The following is a 22,539-nucleotide window of genomic DNA, read 5'->3' as shown; positions in this document are numbered from 1 at the left end:
CCGCAGCAACGGATATGTACCCAATACAGCTACCGCGCCAGCACCATGGCAAAATACCCAAACACCGTGAGCAAAATCCCCGACACCGCATACGCCACCGGAAACCCGATCCACGGCACCGTACTATCAATTTCCTTTGCCGCCTCCCGCGCCGGCCCCGAGTGACTCCGCGCCCCCGCAACACCGCCCATGAGAATCGCCGGGTTGATCTTGAACACATGAAAACCCACAGCCCAAACAATAAACGGTGGAATCGTACAAGCCACGAACCCAAGCAAAAAGATCTTCAACGCAATGATCGCACTAATCTGCGAAACCAGGTTAGCCCCGGCATTCACCCCCACAATCGCGACAAAGAATATCAACCCCATGTCCTCGAGAATGTTGCGCGCCGCATTCGGTGTATTGCCGAAAAACCGCACCCGCGACACCAGCGACGAGACGATAATCCCCGACACCAGCAACCCGCCCGCATTGCCCAGCCCCACCGCCGCACCGAACGCCGGCACCTGAATCAGCCCGATCAACAACCCCAGCACCATACCCAGCGACAGCGTCAGCAAATCCGTCGCCGTACTCGCCCGCCCCGCCTTGCCCAGCAACGCCGTGGCCTTGTCGATGGCACTGCGCAAGCCAATCAAGTGCATCACATCCAGGCGCTGCAACCGCGTTTCCAGCCCCACCGGAATCGGCGCACCACCCCGCTCAATCCCCACCAACTGCACCTGCCCGGCAATCGGCGACTGGCTGAATTCCTTGAGCGCCCTGCCCACGGCATCCTTGTGGGTCACCAGAATCACCGCCTCATCCAGCGGTATATTCAACGCCCGGGCATCCGGTACTTCCGGCCCGATCAGGCCCATGTGATCGGTCAGCGCATCCAGGCTGCCGCCCAGGGCGATCACATCGCCCAGCTGCAACACCAGCGTCGGATCAGCCCCCAGCAACTCTTCACCACGCTCGACGTTCTCGATCTGGTACAACGCAAAGCGCTGGCGAAACTGCGCGATGCTCTGCCCCACCAGCTCCGGGTTCACCAGGCGATAGGCCCGCAGGTCAAACGGCCGATACCCACTGAGCCCGGCATCGTCGACGTTCGGCACACCGTGCTCCACCTCGAATGCCTTGGCCGCCTTGCGCGCATCCACACCCCACCAGCGCGGCAGATACTTGCAGATCAGGATGATGCCGACCGTGCCCCAGATATAGGTGATGCCGTAAGACAGGGCGATCATCGCGGTGGCCGCCGCCGCCGTGGTGCCCGGTGGCAGCGGCACCACGCCCGAGGTAATCGCCTGTTCGGCGGAGCCAATCGCCGCCGACATGGTTTGCGAACCGGCAAGAATCCCGCCCGCCGCGCCCACCGGCAGGGATAACAGCCGCACGCCGAGCACCACGATACCCAGCCCGAGGAACGAGGACAGGATCGCAAGGAAGGTGAATTTCAGGCCATCACCCTTGAGACTGTTGATGAACGAAGGCCCGACCCGCAGCCCGACGCCGTACATGAACAGGTAGTAAAACAGGCTCTTGGTAAAGTTATCGAGTTCGAAATGCACGCCGTAGTAAGACGCCCACGTCGCAATCGCGCAGCCGATCACGATGGCCCCGGCCACCGCGCCCAGGCCATAACCCTTGATGGTGCCGCGCCCGACCCAGACGGACAGGCCAACCACCAGGAACAGCAGGATGTAGGGGTTGTCATGCAGGAAAGTAAAGAAGGCAGTCACGATGATTCGTACCTGGCGATGCAACGCTAAAGGCACCGGGCCTCGAGGCCCGGTGAGTGTTCAGTGCGTTCAGTCGAGGTTCGGGGTGTCGGCCGGGATGACCGGGTCGGCGATGGCGCCATGGCTGAAGCTGGGGCCCGCATCGGAATGCGCCACCGGGTTTTTCTGCAGGTGGGCAACGGCCTTGCGCAGGTCTTCCAGCAGCAACGCCACCAGGTCACGGCTCACGCCATGCCGTACCAGGATGCGCTGTACCACGACGTTCTGCCGATCGGACGGCAACGGGTATGACGCGATCTGCCAGCCGCGCATGCGCACGCGCTCCGACAGGTCGTAGAGGCTGAAGCCGTGGTCGACGCCGTCCTTGAGCTTGTAGCAGACCGCCGGCAGCCCATCCTTGCCGTCGTACACCAGTTCCAGCGGGGCAAACTTGGTGATTTCCGAGGCCAGCCATTGCGCCGTGTCGGAGCACGCTTGTTGAATCCGCGTGTAGCCGTCGCGCCCCAGCCGCAGGAAGTTGTAGTACTGGGCAATGATTTCACCGCCGGGCCGGCTGAAGTTCAGGGCAAAGGTCGCCATGTTGCCGCCCAGGTAGTCGACGTAGAAGATCAACTCTTCCGGCAGGTCTTCGGTGGAGCGCCAGATAACCCAGCCGACGCCCAGCGGCGCCAGGCCGTACTTGTGGCCGGAAGCGTTGATGGATTTGACGCGCTCGATCACAAAATCCCATTGCAGCTCTTGCTGGATGAACGGGGCGATAAACCCGCCGCTCGCCGCGTCGACATGGATCGGGATATCCAGGCCGAGGTCACGTTGCATCGAGTCCAGCTCGGCCGCCAGGGCTGCGACCGGTTCGTAGATCCCGGTGAAGGTCACGCCCAGGGTCGCGACGACACCGATGGTGTTTTCGTCGCAATATTCCCGCAGGTCGGCCGGGCGCAGGCCCAATGCGTCACCGCGCAACGGCACTTCGCGAATTTCCACATCGAAATAACGGGCGAATTTCTTCCAGCAGATCTGCACCGGGCCGCACACGAAATTCGGTTTGTCGGTGGGCAGCCCCGCCGCTTCCCGGCGTTTCTTCCAGCTCCACTTCAGTGCCAGGCCGCCAAGCATCGCCGCCTCGCTGGAACCGGTGGTGGAGCAACCCACGGTTTGCCACGACTTCGGCGCGTGCCACAGGTCGGCAATGATGTGCACGCAACGGTTTTCGATCTCGGCCGTCTGCGGGTACTCATCCTTGTCGATCATGTTTTTGTCGAGGGCATCGGCCATCAACTGCTGCACTTCGGGCTCGACCCAAGTGGTGCAGAAGGTCGCCAGGTTCTGCCGGGAATTGCCGTCCAGCAGCAGTTCGTCGCGCACCAGGTTGTAGGCGGCCGACGGCGTGGTCGAGTGGTCCGGGAGGCGGTACTTGGGCAGTTTGTGCTGGGCGGAGCCACTCGAATAGACGTCTTCGATGGCTTGGTCCTGGGTCTCTACGGTTCTGTGAAGTGCCATGAAATCCTGCTCTTGAATGAGGGAAATGGCGTAGACGTTGATCGCGACAAATGCCGATCAGGCTGCGTCAGGAAACGAACGATGGAGCGGTGGCGCCGAATATCACACGCACGGCGGCGCAGGAAAGTGACCCAGATCATTAAAGGCGTGGATAAGCAGGCAAACGTGCCGGGGGTGCCTGGCAGTGACCTACTGGCTCAGTGCTTCGTTCAATATCAGGCTGCGATAGTGCCCGGGGTTGGAGCCCGACCACTTGCGAAACGCCTTGTAGAACGAGCTGGCATCGGCAAACCCCAGGCGGGTGGCGATCTCGGCAAAGCTGATGTCGGAATCGGCCAGCCAGACGATCGCCAGCTCCTTGCGCACGCTGTCCTTGAGGCCCTGGTAGGTCTGCCCTTCTTCCGCCAGGCGCCGGCGCAGGGTCGAGGCCGAGATGCACAGGGATGCGGCCAGGCCTTCGGTTTCCGGCCAGGTGTCGGCGGGCATGTGCCGCAGGTCGGTTTTGATGCGGGTGGCAAGGCTGTCCGGGTCGCGGTATTTGACCAGGATGTTGGCGGGCGCATGGGCCAGGAAGCGCTTGAGCTCCTCCGGGCTGCGCTTGATCGGCAGGTCGAGGCAGTCGGCGGAAAAGATCATCCGGGTACGCGGCCGGTCAAAGCGCAGGTTGTCGGAAAACATCACTTGGTAGTCGTCGCGGAAGTCCGGCTGCGGGCAACGCAGTTCAATCGCCAGGATCGGGATCCGGCGCCCCGCCAGCCAGCAGGCGACGCCGTGGACGATCATCCAGTAGGCGAAATAGGTGAAGGCGCGCCTGGGTGCGGGCTCCGGCTCCAACAGTACGATTTCCGCCAGGCTCTGCTGGCGCACCAGTTGCGCCGGCAGGCGCTCGAGCATCAGTGACAAGAACCCCAGGCCGGTTTCCAGCGCAGTGGCCAGGCTCGGTTGTGCCATGGAGGCCCGGCAGAGGAACTCCAGGCTGCCGGATTTGAGCTTGCGCGGGTCCATGCCAAAGAATTCATCGTCCATTCGCCGTGCCAGCAAGCGCCATAAGCGTGCGTAAGCGGTTGCCGGGACGCGTGCGGTTGGCTGGCCCAGCAGTGCTGGATCAATCCCGACCTTGGTCAACACTTCATCGGTCGCCGCACCCGGCGCGCAGCTCTGCAACAGGGCTTCGCGGACCAGTTGGATGGAAATCGTGTCTTTTTCCGACATGGGGAATGGCGCAATCCGGTGACTGGGACGATGCCGCGCATTCTAGTGTCGGATGCGGTTTGCCACCACCGTTCAGTCAAGGTTCAGTAAAGGTCAATATTCCCTGTTTAGTAATGAGTATCATTATGTTACAACTTAGCATCCTATCTAGTGACGATTCGGTGCCGAATGCTTGTTCCCTTTTTAATCATGCTGCGCGAAGGCATAGAAGCCGCCTTGATCGTTGGCATTATTGCCAGCTACCTCAAGCAAACTGGCCGTGGCCAGTACATGCCCGCAGTGTGGATCGGCGTATTTCTGGCAGCGGCCCTCGCGCTGCTGGTCGGCGGTGGCCTGGAACTGGTGAGTGCCGAATTCCCGCAGAAACAACAGGAACTGTTCGAAGGCATCGTCGGCCTGGTGGCCGTGGGTATTCTCAGCTCCATGGTGTTCTGGATGCGCAAGGTCGCGCGTTCCATCAAGCATTCCCTGCATGAATCCCTCGATCATGCCCTGGCCGGCTCCAAACACCAGGTCACCGCGCTGATCGCCATGGTGTTTTTCGCCGTGGCCCGTGAAGGCCTGGAAACCGTGTTCTTCCTGCTGGCCGTGTTCCAGCAAAGCGAAGGTCCGGGCGCGCCGATTGGCGCCCTGCTCGGCCTGATCCTGGCGATCATCGTCGGCTTCCTGATCTACACCGGCAGCATGCGCCTGAACCTCGGTGCGTTCTTCCGCTGGACCGGCCTGTTCATCCTGGTGGTGGCCGCCGGCATCCTCGCCAACTCGGTACAAGCCCTGCACGAAGCCGGGGTATGGAACCACCTGCAAACCGTACTGTTCGATTTCAGCGCGACGCTGCCGATGGATGGCCCGCTGGGCTCGGTGCTGGCCGGCATGTTCGGCTATCAGGACGCCCCGACCATCAGCACCCTCGGTGCCTACCTGATTTACCTGGTGGTGGCCCTGGTGATGTTCTTCCTGCCGGCGCCGCCGAGCAAGCCGGCTACCCGCACAACCTCTTCCGTTTCCAGCCAGTAAGGACCGCCTCTTGTCCAACCAAACCCCTCAACCGGCTCCGCCCTCCCGCGCCTTGCGCTGGGCGGTGGGCGGCTCGGTGGTCGTGATGATCGCCGCCGGTGGCCTGTTCTACTACGCCTCGCAACTGGCCGCCTCCAAGCGCCAGGCCAACCACGATGAAATCGCCGTCACCATCCACGCCCACAGCTGCGAGCCGAATGCGCTGACGGTACCGGCCGGACGCGCCAGCTTCCGCATCATCAACCGCTCGGACCGTGCCGTGGAGTGGGAAATCCTCGACGGCGTGCTGGTGGTCGAAGAGCGCGAGAACATCGCCCCGGGCCTGAGCCAGGTGATCAACGCCAACCTGCTGCCCGGCGACTACCAGATCACCTGCGGCCTGCTGAGCAACCCGCGTGGCACCTTGAAGGTGACACCGACTGCCGAGTCTGACGCCCAAGCCAAGGCCAAGCCGTCGATGGTCGCGTTTATCGGCCCGCTGTCGGAGTTCCGCGTGTACCTGAGCAGCCAGGGTAGCGCCCTGGTCAAGGCCGTTACCGCGCTGGACCAAGCCATCGAAGCCGGCGACCTCGCCCAGGCCCAGGCGCTTTACGTACCGGCCCGCGAGGCTTACCAGCGCCTGGCCCCGGCCTCGCAACGCCTGGCGGAACTGGACAACGCGATCAACGCCCGCGCCGACTACTTTGAAAAGCGCGAGCAGGACCCGGCCTTCAGCGGCTTCCACCGTCTCGAATACGGCCTGTTCCAGCAACGCAATCTCGACGGCCTGGCGCCGATTGCCCAGCGCCTGGTCACCGACGTCACCAGCCTCAAGCAACAGCTGCTGGCCCAGTCGCTGCCGCCGGAGCAACTGGTGAGCATCGTGGTGCGCAACCTCAACAGCCTGGCCGACGTACGTGCCGCCAGCGGTGAGGAAGAACGCTACAGCCATACCGACCTCAACGGCTTCGCCGCCAACCTGGACGCCGCCCGCAAAGTGGTCGACCTGATGCGCCCGCTGCTGACCAAATCTGCCGCGCAATTGCTGCCGGGGATCGACAGCGCGATCAACGCCCTCGATGCCGAACTCAACGGTTTGAAAGTCGATGGCCGCTACGCCTCGTATGACAGCGTTACCGCCGATCAGCGCAAGCAGATCGCCGACAAGGCCAAGGCTCTGGCCGTTGCACTCGATGGAATCGACCCCGCCCTTGGCCTTTCCGGCCTGAAGTGAAGACGACCGTAGACATGAGTGATTCAGAACAATTTTCCGCCCAGCGTCGTCGTGTATTGCTGGGTATGGCCGCCACTGGCGCGGCCATTGCCGGCAGCAGCCTGAGCTGCCCGGCAATGGCTGCCAACGCGGCGGCACAAGTGACCACCGCGCCAAGCAGTGAAAAGACCCAGGACCACCACGATTTCCATGGCAAGCACCAGACCGGCATCGTCACTCCGCGCCCGGCCTGCGGCATGCTCGTGGCATTCGACGTATTGGCCAGCGACCGCGAGGACCTGGAGCGGCTGTTCCGCACCCTGAACGAGCGTATCGCGTTCCTGATGACCGGCGGCACCGTGGTGCAAGTCGACCCGAAACTGCCGCCTACCGATTCCGGCATCCTCGGCCCGGTGGTGACGCCAGACAACCTGACCATCACCGTATCGGTGGGCGAGTCGCTGTTCGACGAACGCTTCGGCCTGGCCGCGGCCAAGCCCAAGCGCCTGATCCGCATGGTCGGTTTCCCCAACGATGCACTGGAACCGGCGCAGTGCCACGGCGACCTGAGCCTGCAGTTCAGCTCCAACACCCCGGACACCAATATCCACGCCCTGCGCGATATCGTGAAAAACCTGCCGGACCTGCTGCTGGTGCGCTGGAAGCAGGAAGGCAGCGTGCCGCCCCAGGCCCCTGCCCGCCCCGGCGAGCCGGCGCAAAGCGCGCGCAACTTCCTCGGTTTTCGCGACGGTTCGGCCAACCCGAACTCCAACGACAACAAGGCGATGGATCAGATTGTGTGGGTCCAGCCAGGCAGCGACGAACCGGCCTGGGCCGCCAATGGCAGCTACCAGGCGGTGCGCATCATCCGCAACTTCGTCGAACGCTGGGACCGCACCCCGCTGCAAGAGCAAGAAAGCATCATTGGCCGGATCAAGACCAGTGGCGCGCCCATGGATGGCCAGAAAGAAACCCAGGTCCCGGACTACAGCAAGGACCCGGAAGGCAAGTTGACCAAGCTCGATGCCCACATCCGCCTGGCCAACCCGCGTACTGCACAGACCCAGGCCAACCTGATCCTGCGCCGGCCGTTCAACTACTCCAACGGCGTCAACAAAAACGGTCAGCTGGACATGGGGCTGTTGTTCATCTGCTACCAGGCTGACCTGGAGAAAGGCTTTATCAGTGTGCAAACCCGGCTCAACGGCGAGCCTCTGGAGGAATACCTGAAGCCGGTTGGCGGCGGTTACTTCTTCACCTTGCCAGGCGTCACCGAGGCCCAGGATTTCATCGGGCGCACGCTGCTTGATGCGACACATCCACAAACCACTGCCAAAACCTAAAACAAACCCCAGAGCGGAAATCGTCCCATGAAGAAGTCGTCTCTCGCATTGTCGTTGTTAATGAGCCTTTCGCCGCTGGCCGCCTTCGCCGCCACCGCGCCGCTGGACCTGGTAGGGCCGGTGTCGGACTACAAGATCTACGTCACCGAAGAAATCGGCGAGCTGGTCACCCAGACCCAGGCGTTCACCGACGCCGTGAAAAAAGGCGACCTGGCCACCGCCAAGAAGCTGTACGCGCCAACCCGCGTGCACTATGAGTCGATCGAGCCGATCGCCGAACTGTTCAGCGACCTCGACGCCTCCATCGACTCCCGCGTGGACGACCACGAGAAAGGCGTGAAAGCCGAAGACTTCACCGGCTTCCACCGCATCGAGTACAGCCTGTTCTCCGAGAACACCACCAAAGGCCTCGACGCCCTGGCGGACAAGCTCAACAGCGACGTACTGGACCTGAAAACCCGCGTGGACGGCCTGACCTTCCCGCCGGAAAAAGTCGTGGGTGGTGCTGCTGCTCTGCTGGAAGAAGTCGCCGCGACCAAGATCTCCGGTGAAGAAGACCGCTACAGCCACACCGACCTGTATGACTTCCAGGGCAACATCGACGGCGCGAAGAAAATCGTCGACCTGTTCCGTCCGCAGATCGAGAAGCAAGACAAGGCCTTCGTTGCCAAAGTCGACAAGAACTTCGCCACCGTGGACAAGATCCTGGCCAAGTACAAAACCAAGGATGGCGGTTTCGAGACCTACGACAAGGTCAAGGAAGCCGACCGCAAAGCCCTGGTTGGCCCGGTCAATACCCTGGCGGAAGACCTGTCCACACTGCGTGGCAAGCTTGGCTTGAACTGATCCAGACGCTGCATGCTCTCGCCCGGCCTGCCGGGCGAGAGCCTTCCTCAGGCTGACGCCACCTGCACTCCGTCCGAAGGCCGCAAGGCATCGCGGATAGTCCGCAGCTTCAAGCACGTTTCCTCGTACTCACTCCCGGGATCCGACTCGGCGACAATGCCGCAGCCGGCGAACAGGTGCGCCTCACAGCCTCTGATCAACGCCGAGCGCAACGCCACGGCAAATTCACCATCACCCTGCGCATTCATCCAGCCCACTGGCGCTGCGTACCAGCCACGGTCGAGCTGCTCGTGCTCTCGGATATAGGCCATCGCCTCACGTCGCGGCAAGCCACCCACCGCCGGCGTCGGGTGCAGGGCCTGCACCAGTTGCAGCAATTGCACCTGGGGATGCAAGCGGCCCATCACCGGCGTCAACAGGTGCTGCACGTTGGCCAGCCGGTGCAACTGCGGCTGGCTGGCAATGTCGAGCATCGCGCAATAGGGCTGCAATGCTTCGCGCAGGGTTTGAACCACCAGGGTGTGTTCGTGGCGGTCCTTGGGGCTGTCCATCAAGGCCTGGCCAAGTTCGGCATCGTGCTGCTCGTGACGACCACGCGGGCAAGTACCGGCCAACGCCACCGTGTTCAGCGTGCCACGAGTCACCCGCACCAGCCGCTCCGGCGTTGCGCCGAGAAAGCAGCTGTCACCACGGCTGAACGCAAACAGGTACGCCTGGGGATAGGCCGCCTTGAGGTTTTCCAGCAGCGGGCCACAGGGGATCGTCCGTGAGGTGGTCAACCGCACTTCGCGGGCCAGCACCACCTTGCGCAGGTCGCCGGCGTTGATGCGCTGCACGGCCGTCGCCACGGTGTCTTGCCATTGCTGCGCGCTGATGATGTTTTCGTCGCTCGGTGTGCCGAGGGGAATCTCCTGGCGTGGCGCACTGGCGTAGCGGGACAGAAGCAACGTCCACTGGGTTTCCAGGCTCTGGGCGCAACGCACCGCGTCCGCCCCGGGCTCCAGCCACTGGCTGAAGATCACATGATGTTGCTCGGCTTCCCGCAGCAGCAGGATGCGCGGCAGCACCAGGGAGGTGGCGGCGAATGACTGCCATTTGAGCGAGCGTGGGCCCTTCGGGTCAAACGCAAAGCCGCCACACAGCAACGGCTGGCGCGGCCCCACCTGATGGGCCTGGCTGAGCAACGCCTGCCACGCCAGGGCACTGGCGTTGAAGCGGTCATCGGCCCCGGGGCTGATTTCCTCGGTACAACCAAAGCCGGCCATGGCCAGTGCGCCCCGGTCACTTGACCAGAACAGGCTTTGCCCGAGTACCTGGCGGTTGGCGGCAAATAACCGCAGCGGGTCCAGGCGCTCCGAGGCCAGGCTGAACACCACCAGCACTGCGCCGCCCTTCTCGCGCGCCAGGCGTTCGCCCTCGGTCAGCGCCTGAAGCAATCCCGGCAGACGTTCACTCATGCTCCGCTCCTTGATGCTGCTGGCGCCAGTGGCGCACTTGCTGGTCGATATTCCATTGGATGATCTGCGCAAACAGCGGGACCACGAACATCGGGTCCAACCCTTCGCGCTCGGCCCAGCGGCGGCGATGGGGCAGCATGGCGGCCACCCGCTCGGGGGCGGCGATGCTGGCTTCGTCAGGCTTGAACTGCGCCGCAGCTTTCACATAGGCCAACCGCTGGCCGAGAGCGCGGATGATCTGTTCGTCCAACGTGTCGATACCCAGGCGGACGTCTTCCAGCCCGCTGCACTGCTCAGGTGTTTTCATAGGATTCTCCGGTCATGGGGTCGACGGCCAGCACTGCCACGCCGGTTCGGCGGGGCTGCCCAGCAACAGTTCCAGGTGCTCGATCAGGTCGGCCTGGCTGTCGCGCAGGTAAAAATGCCCGCCGTTGAAGGTTCGAAAGTCGGTGACCTGGCGCGTCACTTCCGACCAGGCATGGGCTTCCTCCCGATCGACTTCGCGGTCGGTGCTGCCCAGGCATACGCTCACGGGCACGTCCAGCAGCTCGCTGATATCGCCGCAGTAGTTTTCGATCAGGCGGTAATCATTGCGCAATGCGGGCAGGTAAAGTGCCTGCATCTCGGGTTCGTCCAGGGGTGATGGCGCACCACCCGACAGGCGCCGCACATCCGCCAGCAGACCGGCATCCGGCCCCTGGTGCAATTGGCTGTGACGTTGCCGGTGAGGGGCCGGATGGGCGGAGACGATCAGCCGTTGCAGGTCCTTGCCCTGGCGGTTCAGGCGCCGCGTCACCTCATAGGCCAGCGCCGCACCCATGCTGTGGCCGAACAGCACCAGCGGCCGGTCGGACAGGTCCCACAGCGCCCGGGTAATAGTGCCCGCCATCCATTCCAGGCTGCCGGGCCAGGTTTCACTCAGGCGCTCTTCGCGGCCGGGGTATTGCACGCTGACCAGTTCGATGTCAGCCGGCAACAGTGCCTGCCAACCGCTGAAAAATCCCGCGCTGCCGCCGGCGTGGGGCAGGCAGACCAATCGGCAACGCGGCGTTTGATGCTGCGGGTAACGTCGCAGCCATGGGCTGGGGATTTTCTTCATAACACGCCCTCCTCCAGTTCAGTGGTGACGTGGATCCGGGTCTGCGGCAACCAGCGCAGCACCTGGCGCAAGCAGTCATCGGCGTCCATCACCTGGGCAGCGTAGTGCGTGCCTTCGGGCAGTTTGGCCAGTTGCAGGGCGCAGATTGCCGCCACTGTGCCGGTCAACGCCGAGCCGTCGGCGGCACGCAACCAGGCGGTGGCCTGCTGCGGTTCGCCGTGTTGCAGGCCTGCCATTTCGACTGCGAGCAACTGGTAAGGCGTGCGCCCTGCCAGGTCCAGCGCACTGGCCTGTACCAGGGCGGCAATGTTCTCTGCCGTGTGTCGCAGAGCCGGTGGCGAGCCCTGAATGCGCCCGAGTGCGGCCCGCAGGTGGCCGCCGTCGAACAGGTTGTAGGCCTGGGCTTCGCGCACCCGCAAGTCAGTAAACAAGCGCTGTTGCTCAGTGGTTAGATACGGGTGGGCCGTTACGGGACCGCCCACCAGCCAGGGCCGCTCGAAGTGTTCATCGACGAGTACGGCGGACTTGATTGCACGGCCATCGCACCAGCCCATCGAGGCCTGGCCATAGCCGTTGCCGAGGCTCAATAGAAAGTCCTCGGCCGCCGTTGTCGACAACCGCCCAAGTCCGACGGCATAGCAATGCACGGCATCGACGCGCTCGAACGACGCCGCAAGCACCTTGGGAAACAACCCCGACAGCCCGGGCAACATGCCGGCTGATAACACCACACGACGACCCGGCGGCAACTGAGCGGGCAGCAGCTGATGCAGCGGATCATCGCCGCCGACATCGATGTAATCGGCGCCACTGGCCAAAGCGGCCAGCGCCACCCGGTCGAGCACCTGGTAGCTGGGGCCCGCGCAATTGATCAGCAGGTCGCAGCCGCTGCAAAACGCCGCCAGGCTTTGGGCGTCCCACAGGTCCACTTCACGGATCTCGGCCTGCCCGTTCAACTCGCCGTCGTTAAAACGCTGCCCTTGCCCAGGGTCGCGACCGCCCAGGCGCAAGCGGCAATGACCGACCAGCACCCGCGCAACCTGCCGACCGACATGCCCATAGCCGCCTACAATCCCGACTCTCACGCCGCCACCTGCGCCAGCCGTTCGAACGCGCGGGCCACGGCTTCGACCTGGGGGCTCTGCATGCAGCTGAAGTGGTCGCCCGGCACGTCCACCACCTGCAATTCGCCAAGGCACAGGGCCTGCCAGTATTGGCTCATGTCGCGGTGCATGCCGGGCAGTACCTGGACTTCACCGCACTGGCGGATAAACACCATGTCACCGTCGTAAGGCGTGGCCTGATGCAAGGCGACGGCGGCCAGGCTGTGGCGCAGCACCTGCAGTTGCTCGCGCAGCCAGTCCAGGTCGCTCAGTTGCGAGCCGGCGTGGCGCATCGCGTCTGCAATTGCCTGCAAGCGCTCATCTGCCGACTTGGATGCCAGGGCCCGCAGGCAGGCCAGGGCCGTGGCACAGTCGGGCTCATCCTGCAGCGCCAGCAACGCACCTTGGGGCACGCGGCCCGGAGTTTGGCGCAGCACCTTGGCAATCGCCCGCTCCATCGCCTGTTCATCCACCGGGTAACCCAGGGTGTGCGGGTCGGCCTGCATCACGCGGGCGAACACGTACTCCGCCAGCAGGTCATCCTCGATCATGAACGGCACGCGGTAGCTGCTGATCACTGTCAGTTGCAGCACCTCGATGTCCCTCGCCGCGAGGCATGACGCCAGCTCCGTCGCCAGCAACCCGCCGAGGCAATAACCGACGATGCTCACCTGGCGCCGGCCTTCGGCGTGCAAGGTGTCGGCATAACGCTCGGCCAGTTCACGAATCGCCGTAGCCGGTGCCAGAGCCAGGTAACCCGGTACATCATTGAGCACCAGCCCCTCCAGTGGCGCTTCTTCCCCGAGTGCAGCAAACAGCGCGCGATACGGTGCCAGGGTGCCGCTGCCATCATGGACAAAGATCCGCGCCGGGCCTTGCGCCTCCTCACGAATCCGCACCAGCGGCGACAGGCTCTCGCTGCCCTGCCCCCGCAGGTAATCCGCCAGGGCCGCAACGGTGGGCTGGTTGATCAACTGGCGCAGCAAATCCCCCCAGGGCACGTTACGGGCCTGGGGCAGGCTTTCCCGCAGGCGACCAACCACCTGCGCCACCAGCAATGAATCACCGCCCAACTCAAAGAAGCCCTGTTCACGGCCCACACTGGGCACCCGCAACAGGGTTTGCCAGACCTCTGCGATACTGCGCTCCAGCGCATCCAGCGGTGCAGCCCCGCTGTTGGCCTGTTGCGTGGCCTGGGCCATGCCGAGGTTGGCCAACGCCTGGCGGTCGACTTTGCCGTTGACCGTCAGCGGCATTTCATCCAGTACCCGCCACTCGGTGGGTACCATGTAATCCGGCAGGCGCTGGCCCAGATGCGCGCGCAACGCCTCCGGCTCAAGGGTCTGGCGCTCGGTCTTGAAGCGCGTGATGAACAGGTGCTGGCCGATCTGTGACATCGCATCGTCAGCTGCCGGCATGCACAGCGGCGTCTGCGCGCCGGCTTCCTGCAACAGTTGCTGCCACTGCTCGCGGCGGATGAACGTGGTGTCCTGCTCGGCGCGGAAATCCTCGAACGCGGTCAGGCCCTCCTTGAACTCCATGGACGCCATGATCTGGTAGGTGTCGCGGGTGGCTTCGATAAAGATCAGCCAGCCGCCGGGGGCGAGCATTTCCCGCAGCCGGGCGAGTACCTGGCTGGCATGCCGCGAGTTGTGCAGCACGTTGGCACACAGAATCACATCCAGGGAGTTGGCGGCGATGCCTTGGGCCCAGTGGTCGAGGTTCAGGTCAAACAGCCCGTAGCTGACCCACGGAAACTCGACGAAATGCTCCCGCGCTTCGTTGAGGAAAAACTGCGACAGGTCGGTGAACTGGTAGTCCACCGCCAAGCCGTCCAGGGCCGGAATCAGGTCGGCACTGGTGCCGCCCACGCCTGCGCCGATTTCCAGCAACTGCAGACGCCAGCCCGCCGGTTGCAGTGCGGCGATTTCCTGCACCGCCGCACACACCGCCTGGTTCAGGTACTGGCTGATCAGGTTCTTGCGATAGGCGCCTTCGGCGGTGTCGGTACGGCCTTCGGGAAACAGCAAGTGCAACGGGTCGAGCCGGTCGCTCATCAGGGCAGGCAATTGCTCCTGGCTTTCCCGCAGGTAGCGCAGCACTTCACCGCCCCAGCCCACACTCGGTTCCAGCGCCTCGATGCGCTGCCACAGCTGACGGTATTCAGAACCCGAGACCCGCAGTGACGAATAGGCGCCGGTGCCTGGGTTGCGGTCTACCAGTTGTTCGCGATGCAGCGCTTGCAGCCAGCGGCGGATCAGCCGTTCGTTGCGTGGCGCCACTTCGCACAGGCTCATGATCTGGGCCAGGTCGTGCTCGACGCCCGGTTGATCAAACAGCCCCGGGCGTTGCAGGGCCAGGCCCATGGAGAGCAACGCGGCACGCTCGACGCAATCGGACATCTGCGTAATCAGCGCTTCCGTCAGTTGGCCTTTCACGCCGTTGGCCGCCGCCAAGGCGTTGGGTGCCAACCGGGTCGGCCAAGGCAATGGAGTATCACGCAAAGTCCCGCGCACGCAGGCCTGCAAACGCCGCTCGAACGCGCCCTCGCCCGCAGCGACCACCACGGCCGATTCGACATGAGGATGACTGAGCAAGGCACTTTCGACTTCCGCCAACTCGATGCGATGCCCGCGAACCTTGACCTGGAAATCCTCACGGCCAAGGAACTCAATCAACCCGCTTTCAAGGTAGCGCCCCAGGTCGCCGGTGCGGTACAGCCGCTCGCCGCTGTGGGCATGCTCGATAAAACGCTCGGCGGTTTTCTCCGCGTCCCCCAGGTACCCCATCGCCAACCCCGTGCCGGCGATGAACAGCTCACCGGCAACGCCTTGCGGGCGATCGCGGCCTTGTTCGTCGAGCACCATGAAGCGTTGATTGGCCAGCGGCGCGCCGTAGGGAATGCTGCGCCATTGTGCGTCCACCTCGGTGATTGGATAGGCAATCGACCAGATCGCCGCTTCTGTGGCGCCGCCCAGGCTGATCAGTTGGAGCTCAGGCAACAACGCAGCGATTTCGGCGGGCAGGTTCAGCGGGATCCAGTCGCCGGACAGCAAGGCCAGGCGCAGGCTCTGAGGTGCCGCGGCCGGCACGGCTTGCAGGTAATGGGCAAGCATCTGCAACTGCGCGGGCACCGAGTTCCACAGGGTCACACCGTGCTCGCGGGCGCATTCGGCCCAGTGGGACGGGTCGGCGCGGCGTCCGGCGTCGGGCAACACCAGGGCGCCACCTACGGCCAGCAGGCCGAAGATGTCGTACACCGAGAGGTCGAAGCCCAGGCTGGCCAAGGCGAGTACCCGGTCTTCGGCGCCGATGGCGAAGCGCTGATTGATATCCACCACCGTGTTGAGGGCCGCCTGGTGACTGATCATCACACCCTTCGGAATCCCGGTGGAGCCGGAGGTGTAGATCACGTAGGCAAGTTGTTGCGGTGTCACCTGCGGCGCCGGCAGTTCACGTCCGGCACTGGCTGCGGCCTGATCAACGGGTATGCACTGGGTCACCTGGGCGGGCCAGGCCACGTCCTCGCTCAACCACGACTGGCTGAGCACCCGGCTGACCTCGGCGTTCTCAAGAATCAACGCGCGCCGCGCCATCGGCTGATTAGTGTCCAGCGGCAGGTACGCCGCGCCGGCCCGCAAGATCCCGAGTACACCGACCACCTGGTCGATGCCTTTTTCCATGCATACCGCGACCCGCTCGCCGGGCTGGCAACCGCCATCCAGTAACTGCTCGGCAATCGCCTCGGCACGGGCGGCGAGTTGCGCGTAAGTGAGCTGTCGCGCGCCCTGGATCAGGGCGACACGTTGGGGTTGCGCCCGGGCCTGGCGAAAGAACGGTTCATGCAGCAAGCCTGGGGGAATCGGCTGCGCCGTCTGGTTGATCAACTCCCGCACCAGTCGCTGGGGTGCCGGCAGTTCAAGGCAATCGTCCAGGGTCCAGGCCGAAGGCTCCCGCGCCAAGCGCTTGAGCAGACGTTCGAAGGTGTCGAACATCGCTTCCAGCATGGCCTCATTGAACACGCCCTGGCGAATGTCCCAATTGATGAACAGGCCGTTGTCGCGCTCGCTGACCTGGCAATCAATCAACACTTGCGGGGTCTGGCTGATGCCGTGCACCAGTTCTGCGCCGGGCATAAATGCCCCGCCGCCACTTTCGCCACCGGCGCCCAGGGTGCTGGTGAAGGCATAGGGCATCAAGGCCGCATCACGGCCTTTGCGCCGCGCCAGTTCGCGCAGTACTTCAATGCCGGAACACAGGCGGTGGTCCATGTCTTGCCACAGTCGCTCCTGCAACTGCTGGCTGCGTTCACCAAAGCTGCCGCCTTGCAGGGTCTGGACTTCCAGCAATTCCACCGAGCTGAAATCCCCCACCAGTCGATCGACCTGCGGGTGCAGCGACAGGCGATTGAGCAAGGTCAGGCTCAAGCAGAAATGCCCCTTGCGGCTCCAGCGCCCCAGGGTTTCGGCATAGCAGGAAAGAATCGCCGCCGACGCACCCACGCCGGCCGCCGCTGCATTCAGGCGCAGGGCGTTGAAATCCCGGGCCTCCAGGTTCAGGGCGCGGCGCTCGAAACGCGGTCCGCTGGGAGCGCCCTGCATGGGCAATTCCGGAGCACCGGGCAGGCTGTCGACCCGCGCCCACCAGTACTGGCGGTCACGCTGGTAACGCGGCTGTTCCCGCAACCGGCGCTCGCCCAGTACGTAGTCGCGAAAACTGATGGGCGCCGCCGGCGGCAAGGCTTCGCCACGATAGACCTGCTGCAACTCGGCCAACAGCATGCGCACGCTCTGGTAGTCGCACACCAGCAGATCCACTGAGAGATGCAGGCGCGCATGTTCACGGCCCTGGCTGACGCACAACTCGATCAGCGGCCACTGCTGGGGCGACGCCAGGCGAATTTCCATGCGTTCGCGCAGAGCGGCCAGTGCACGGCCGTCGTCTTCGCGCAGGTCATGCCGGGCGATCAGGTAATGCGGCACCTGGGACAGGATTTGTTGGTAGCCGTCTTCCAGCACCACCGCCCGCAGCATGTCGTGACGCGCAATCAGATGGTTCCATGCCTGCTCCAGGCGCGCCGGGTCCAGTTCCCTGAGTTCAAATTCCAGGTAACCGTGGCACGCCACCCCGCCGTAGCTGAATGCCTGGGTGCGGCCCATCAGGTAAGCGGCCTGCACGTCGGTCAGCGGAAACGGTTCGCTGCGGGCAGCCAGGTCGGCCGAGACGGTGGGCATCACCGGTTCCATCAATTGCTGCAACAACGCGTCCTTGTGTTCGCGCAATTGTTGCAGGCGGCCTTCATCCATCACCCCGGCGGGCGCCCGGTAGCGCAGGCGGCCCTGCTCTTCCCAGAGTTCCACACCCAGTGCTTCGAGGTCCTGTTGCAGTTGCTGCAGTGTCATAGCGCACCCTCCACCATTGCGTTCCGGTTGACGTGGTCCTGTTCTCGTCGGGCGACAAGCCATTGGGCCTGGCGGGCGACGGTGGCCGCGTTGAAAAAGTCCTTCAGCGACAGTTCGACGTCGAACTGTCGGGCGATACGTTCGATCAGGCGAGCGGCCAACAGACTGTTGCCGCCGAGGGCGAAAAAGCCCTGGTTGCGTCCCACCAGGGGAATGTCGAGCAATTCGCGCCAGAGCCCGGCCAACAGTTGTTCGGCTTCGCCTTGAGGCGCGTCTTCATGCTCGGGTCTGGCGCCCTGGCGTTGCTCCTGCACCAGCCACAGCAGTGCGGCGCGGTCGACCTTGCCGTTGGCGCTCAGGGGCAGTTCGGTGAGGTTCAGCCAGTGGTCCGGCAACATGTGTTCCGGCAACCATTGGCAGAGCCACTGGCGCATGGCTTCGGCATCCGGCAGCGCGTCGCCCATCAGGGTTGCTGCCAACTGCGGGTTGGCCCCGGGCAACACCAGGGTGACGGCACGACTGACGGCCGGATGGCGTTCCAGGGCCACGTCGATCTCACTGAGTTCGATGCGGAAGCCACGGACCTTGACCTGCTGGTCCATACGCCCGAGAAATTCGAGGCTGCCGTCGGGCCAATAACGGCCCTGATCGCCGGTGCGGTACCAGCGTTGCCCGGCGTGCTCGACGAAGCGTTGGGCGCTGAGATGCGGCAGGCCACGATAGCCCTGGGCAACCCCGGCGCCGCCGATCCACAACTCCCCCGCCACCCAGTCCGGGCAATCGCGGCCCTGGCTGTCGACGACTCGAAAGCTTTGGTTATCCAGGGGTTTGCCGTAGGGAATCGAGAGCCAGTGAGCCGGCACTTCGTCGACGTCCTGGACGTTGGACCAGATGGCCGCTTCAGTGGCGCCGCCGAGAGCGGCGAACCGGGCGCTTTCGCCGGCTGCCAATCGCAGGCGGCGTGGCAGGTCCAGCCCGACCCAGTCACCCGAGACCATCGCCAGGCGTAATCCGCTCAGGGCATTCGGCTCGCGGGCCTTGAGGGTCAGCATGTCGAGCAACGCCGGTACCGAGTTCCACAGGGTCACGCGCTGCTGGCGGATCAGCCGCAACCATTCGGACGGCTCCTTGCGCCGCGCATCCGCTGGCAGCACCACGGCGCCACCGACACTCAGCAGGCCAAACAGGTCGTACACCGACAGGTCGAAATCGAGGGCGGAAACCCCGAGCACACGGTCATCCGCGCCCACCTGATAACGCCGGTTGATCGCGGCGACGGTGTTCAGCGCCGCCTGGTGGGAAACCTCGACGCCCTTGGGTTCGCCGGTAGTGCCAGAGGTAAAAATCACATAGGCCAGTGCGTCCGGCGCCACCTCGATCGGTTGTTTCAGGGCCCTGGCCGAACGCGCCTGGGCCAGGTCCACCACTTGCAAGTCCGCCAGCCATACACCGCGATCACGGTGGGCCGTATCGGTGATCACCACCTTGGCTCCGGCGCGTTGATAGATCATGTCGCGACGGGCTGCCGGCTGTTCGATACCCACCGGCACATACACCGCGCCCGCCGCCAATATGCCGAGCACCGCAACGATTTGCGCCTGGCCTTTGGGCAAGGTGATCGCCACCGTATCACCCGGTTCAATCCCCCACTGGCGCAGGGCACCTGCCACTTGCAGGGCCTGGGCCGCCAGCTCGGCGTAACTCAACTCAGCGTCCTCGGTGATCAATGCCACCCGCTGCGGGTGCACCTGCGCCTGTTGGAAAAAGCCATCGTGCAGCAAGCCTTTGTCATAGGCCCAGGGCGTGTGGTTGACCGCTGCACGGACCTCTTGCTGGCCTTGGGGCAACGGCAGCGGCGCGGGTTGGCGCCAGTCACCGGTACACAGCCACGCCAGCAGGTCGCCATAGGCGGTGAACATTTCGTCCAGCAGGCCTTCGGGGAACAGCGCATCTACCCCGTCCCAGTTGAGCAACAGGCCATCGGGCAGCGGATAGCTCTGGTGGTCAAGCCACACTTGGGGCGTTTGCGACAAGGCCCAGCCCGGTTCGCCCAGGTGCTGCCGGCAAGTGGCGTCGACAAACGCTTCGCCAAGGTTGCAGGCAAACACTACGGGGGCGCCGCCTTGCCGGGTGCGGGACAACTCACGCAGCACTTCCACACCAGGCCAGGCGCTGTGGGCGATGTCGCGGTGCAGTTGGCGTTGCAGGGCTTGCGCCTGCTGCGCGAAAGAACCCGCCTGGCGCTGGTCGATCTCCAGCAGCACCAGGTTGGAAAAATCCGCCAGCAGATGCGGGACGCAGGGGTGCAGCTCCTGGCGGTTGAACAGCGGCACGTTCAACAGGAAATGCTGGCTGGCGCTCCAGCGGCCCAGCACTTGGGTATAGGCGCAGCACAGCACGCTGGCCAGGGTCAGGCCGTGTTGGCGGGCCTGGTCTTCCAGGGCTCGCAACTGCGCGCGGCCGAGGCGCATCGCCAGGCGACGAAAACGCGGCGGGCCGAGGGATTGCGGCTCGTGTGCCAAGGGGAGTTGCGGGCCGTCGGGCAGGTCATCCAGACGTTGCAGCCAGTAGTCCCGCGCGCCGGCATCGCTGGTTCGGGTGGCGCCCAGGTAGTGGGCAAAATCCCATTCCAGACGTGGCAGCTGCGCCTCTTGCCCGCTGTAGATCAGCGCCAGATCCCGCAGCAGTACGCTGATACTCAGGACGTCCGCCACCAGCAAATCGATGTTCAGGTGCACCCGGCTGCGGCCGTCGGGCAAGCGGCTGAGTTGCACATCAAACACCTCGCCCTGGCGCACATCCAGGCAGCGGTGGGCCAGGCGCTCACGCAAGGCCAACTCATCCGGCCGTTCATGCACGGTCAACCCAGGCCACGGGCTGGTCGGCAGCACGCGCTGGCAAGTGGCGTTCGGGAAACAGGCGCGCAGCATGGGATGGCGGTGAGTCAGGCGCATCACCGCGCTTTCCAGGCGTTGAGCGTCGACCTGATACCCGTCCAGCTCCTGATACAGGTGACAGCCAACGCCCCCCAGCGGCATGGCCGGGTCGCGACCAAACCAATAAGCCTGCTGCAACGGTGTGAGGGCGAAATCGTTGTCGGCGGCGACGGGCTTGAGGTGCGTCGCCTGCCCGCGACGGCGGTCGATCAGCAACCACCAGGCCTCAAGGGTCGGCTGCTCAATCAGTTCGGCAAAGCTCACCTGCACACCTTCGCGGGCGAGCAAGGCCGGCAGGCGCATCATGCTCACCGAGTCCAGGCCCTGCTCGATCAGCGAGGCATCGGGCTCCAGGTCCTGGGGGGCATAGTCGAGCAACTGCGCGACACCGGCGCACAGCGCCTCGGGGCTGTGTGCGAGGCCGCCGGGTGCAGGATGAACGCATGCCAGTGATGGGTTATCGGTCATGGGGGACGGTCCTTTGGGGAACGGTAGGGTCTGGGCGCAAGCGCCAGCGATTGATCGCTTCGCGCTCGTGGAACAACTCGCGGTAACGGCCGGGCCTGGCCATCAACGCGTCATGGCGGCCGACCTGGGCCAACTGGCCGTGGTCGAGCAGCAGAATCTGGTCGGCATGGGGCGCCAAGGTCGGTTTGTGGGTGACCAGCACCACCGTGTGCCGGCGGGCCAGTTGCAACAGGGTCCGATTGACCCGCGCCTCGCTGATGGCATCGAGGGCGGCGGTCGGCTCGTCCAGCAGGATCAGCGACGCGTCCTTGAGCAACACCCGCGACAACGCCAGGCATTGGCGCTCGCCGCCGGACAGGCTGACGCCCTGCTCGCCCAGCACGGTGTGCCAGCCCTGGGGCAGGCGCTCGGCGAGGCGGTCGAGGCCGGTGGCGCGGGCGGCGTGCTGCCATTGCTCTTCGCTGGCGTCGGGGCGGCCCAGCAGCAGGTTGTCCAGCAGGCTGCCCGGCAACAGCGGGCTGTCCTGGAACATCAAGGCGACCTGGGTATCTCGGGCCAGGGCCGACAGTTGCCGCAGGTCGACACCGCCGAGGTGAATCGCGCCACTGCTTACATCGCTGAAGCGCGCCAGCAGGCGCAACAGGCTGGACTTGCCGGAGCCGGACGCCCCCACCACCAGGTTCAGCGAACGCTCCTGCAACGTGAAGTCGATGCCTTGCAAGATCGCCTGGCCCTGGCGGACCAGTCCTACGTCCCGCACTTGCACGTCGTAACCCAGGGCAGGTTGGGGTTCGAGAGGCTCAGGCAACCCCGGCATCTGCAGCAGGTGGCGCAGGCGATTCAAGCCGTGGCGGGTCTGGCGCAACGTGGTACCGAGGTTGACCAGCGCGCCCATTGGCTCCACCAGGCAGGTGGCGAGAATCGCCAGCGCCAGGAACTTCGCCGCATCGAGGGTGCCACCCAACACGGCATACAGGCCGCATAACAGGATGGCGCTGTAGCCGGCCTGCAACACCACCGCCAAACCCAGCGCGGCGGGAAAAGTGCGCCAGTGGGCGTGACGCTGTGCCTGTTGCTGCTGGGCCAGGGCCTCGGTGAGCAGGTCGAAACCTTGCTCGGTGCGCCCGCTGGAGCGCAGCAACGGTTGCTGGCGCAGAAACTCCATCACCCGGGCCGCCGCTTCATTGGCTGCGGCTTCGCTCAGTGCTTCAGCTTGCCCGCCCCAGCGCACGCC

At 64.5% G+C, this 22,539-nt stretch carries 14 protein-coding genes; 4 read left to right on the top strand and 10 right to left on the bottom strand.

Annotation, left to right across the window (positions count from 1 at the left end; genetic code table 11):
- Positions 1 to 29 precede the first annotated feature (29 nt).
- The 3 genes from HX786_RS32180 to HX786_RS07895 form a co-directional block, all read right to left on the bottom strand.
- A complete protein-coding gene (locus HX786_RS32180; protein ID WP_043224664.1) occupies positions 30 to 1,730 on the bottom strand; it encodes an aspartate:alanine exchanger family transporter in 1,701 nt (566 codons plus the stop codon).
- Between the two features lie 69 nt (positions 1,731 to 1,799).
- The gene (locus HX786_RS07900; protein WP_087692662.1) at positions 1,800 to 3,230 is read right to left on the bottom strand and encodes a glutamate decarboxylase; all 1,431 of its coding nucleotides are present in this window, start codon (positions 3,228 to 3,230) and stop codon (positions 1,800 to 1,802) included.
- A gap of 189 nt (positions 3,231 to 3,419) precedes the next feature.
- Entirely contained in the window at positions 3,420 to 4,442 is a 1,023-nt protein-coding gene (locus HX786_RS07895) for an AraC family transcriptional regulator (RefSeq protein WP_178911913.1), read from the bottom strand.
- Between the two features lie 168 nt (positions 4,443 to 4,610).
- Between HX786_RS07895 and efeU the strand changes: the two genes are divergently transcribed.
- Genes efeU through efeO (HX786_RS07875) form a run of 4 tightly spaced genes read left to right on the top strand, consistent with a single transcriptional unit; the run spans position 4,611 to position 8,840 of the window.
- The gene (gene efeU / locus HX786_RS07890; protein WP_003218412.1) at positions 4,611 to 5,459 is read left to right on the top strand and encodes an iron uptake transporter permease EfeU; all 849 of its coding nucleotides are present in this window, start codon (positions 4,611 to 4,613) and stop codon (positions 5,457 to 5,459) included.
- Between the two features lie 10 nt (positions 5,460 to 5,469).
- Positions 5,470 to 6,672, top strand: a complete 1,203-nt coding sequence (efeO, locus tag HX786_RS07885) for an iron uptake system protein EfeO (protein ID WP_003218413.1) — start codon at positions 5,470 to 5,472, stop codon at positions 6,670 to 6,672.
- Between the two features lie 14 nt (positions 6,673 to 6,686).
- Positions 6,687 to 7,994 (top strand): iron uptake transporter deferrochelatase/peroxidase subunit, encoded by a 1,308-nt coding sequence (gene efeB / locus HX786_RS07880; RefSeq protein WP_177047282.1) that lies wholly within the window; start codon positions 6,687 to 6,689, stop codon positions 7,992 to 7,994.
- 27 nt (positions 7,995 to 8,021) lie between these two features.
- Complete coding sequence (gene efeO, locus HX786_RS07875; protein WP_003218415.1) at positions 8,022 to 8,840, top strand: iron uptake system protein EfeO; 819 nt, start codon at positions 8,022 to 8,024, stop codon at positions 8,838 to 8,840.
- A gap of 47 nt (positions 8,841 to 8,887) precedes the next feature.
- Here the strand turns inward: efeO (HX786_RS07875) and HX786_RS07870 are convergent, their stop codons facing one another.
- The 7 genes from HX786_RS07870 to HX786_RS07840 form a co-directional block, all read right to left on the bottom strand.
- On the bottom strand, positions 8,888 to 10,297 hold the full coding sequence (locus HX786_RS07870; RefSeq protein WP_178911912.1) for an isochorismate synthase: 1,410 nt from the start codon (positions 10,295 to 10,297) through the stop codon (positions 8,888 to 8,890).
- Positions 10,290 to 10,604 (bottom strand): isochorismate lyase, encoded by a 315-nt coding sequence (locus tag HX786_RS07865; RefSeq protein ID WP_003218417.1) that lies wholly within the window; start codon positions 10,602 to 10,604, stop codon positions 10,290 to 10,292. Before HX786_RS07865 ends, HX786_RS07870 begins: the two co-directional genes overlap by 8 nt.
- Positions 10,605 to 10,616: 12 nt before the next feature.
- Positions 10,617 to 11,396 (bottom strand): thioesterase II family protein, encoded by a 780-nt coding sequence (locus HX786_RS07860; RefSeq protein WP_003218418.1) that lies wholly within the window; start codon positions 11,394 to 11,396, stop codon positions 10,617 to 10,619.
- A complete protein-coding gene (locus HX786_RS07855; RefSeq protein WP_023658858.1) occupies positions 11,393 to 12,481 on the bottom strand; it encodes a saccharopine dehydrogenase NADP-binding domain-containing protein in 1,089 nt (362 codons plus the stop codon). Before HX786_RS07855 ends, HX786_RS07860 begins: the two co-directional genes overlap by 4 nt.
- Positions 12,478 to 17,901, bottom strand: coding sequence for a non-ribosomal peptide synthetase (locus tag HX786_RS07850; protein ID WP_178911911.1), 5,424 nt, complete (start codon positions 17,899 to 17,901; stop codon positions 12,478 to 12,480). The genes HX786_RS07855 and HX786_RS07850 overlap by 4 nt, the downstream gene beginning before the upstream one ends.
- A complete protein-coding gene (locus HX786_RS07845) occupies positions 17,898 to 21,305 on the bottom strand; it encodes a non-ribosomal peptide synthetase (RefSeq protein ID WP_008436209.1) in 3,408 nt (1,135 codons plus the stop codon). Before HX786_RS07845 ends, HX786_RS07850 begins: the two co-directional genes overlap by 4 nt.
- Positions 21,295 to 22,539 (bottom strand): ABC transporter ATP-binding protein (locus HX786_RS07840; protein WP_178911910.1); only part of this gene is annotated, 1,245 nt, incomplete at its 5' end. The genes HX786_RS07840 and HX786_RS07845, both read right to left, overlap by 11 nt.

This window comes from Pseudomonas sp. 21615526, assembly GCF_013386245.1.
Taxonomy (GTDB): Bacteria; Pseudomonadota; Gammaproteobacteria; order Pseudomonadales; family Pseudomonadaceae; genus Aquipseudomonas.
The sequence above is the reverse complement of the archived record's forward strand: the minus strand, read 5'-3'. Positions and strand labels throughout refer to the sequence as shown.

Bases quoted from the DNA above. Each gene is read 5' to 3' on its own strand.
- HX786_RS07860 (WP_003218418.1), bottom strand. From the start codon at position 11,396: ATGAAGAAAATCCCCAGCCCATGGCTGCGACGTTACCCGCAGCATCAA.
- HX786_RS07865 (WP_003218417.1), bottom strand. From the start codon at position 10,604: ATGAAAACACCTGAGCAGTGCAGCGGGCTGGAAGACGTCCGCCTGGGT.
- HX786_RS07895 (WP_178911913.1), bottom strand. From the start codon at position 4,442: ATGTCGGAAAAAGACACGATTTCCATCCAACTGGTCCGCGAAGCCCTG.
- HX786_RS07850 (WP_178911911.1), bottom strand. From the start codon at position 17,901: ATGACACTGCAGCAACTGCAACAGGACCTCGAAGCACTGGGTGTGGAA.
- efeO (WP_003218415.1), top strand. From the start codon at position 8,022: ATGAAGAAGTCGTCTCTCGCATTGTCGTTGTTAATGAGCCTTTCGCCG.
- HX786_RS07870 (WP_178911912.1), bottom strand. From the start codon at position 10,297: ATGAGTGAACGTCTGCCGGGATTGCTTCAGGCGCTGACCGAGGGCGAA.
- efeU (WP_003218412.1), top strand. From the start codon at position 4,611: ATGCTTGTTCCCTTTTTAATCATGCTGCGCGAAGGCATAGAAGCCGCC.
- efeB (WP_177047282.1), top strand. From the start codon at position 6,687: ATGAGTGATTCAGAACAATTTTCCGCCCAGCGTCGTCGTGTATTGCTG.
- HX786_RS07900 (WP_087692662.1), bottom strand. From the start codon at position 3,230: ATGGCACTTCACAGAACCGTAGAGACCCAGGACCAAGCCATCGAAGAC.
- HX786_RS07845 (WP_008436209.1), bottom strand. From the start codon at position 21,305: ATGACCGATAACCCATCACTGGCATGCGTTCATCCTGCACCCGGCGGC.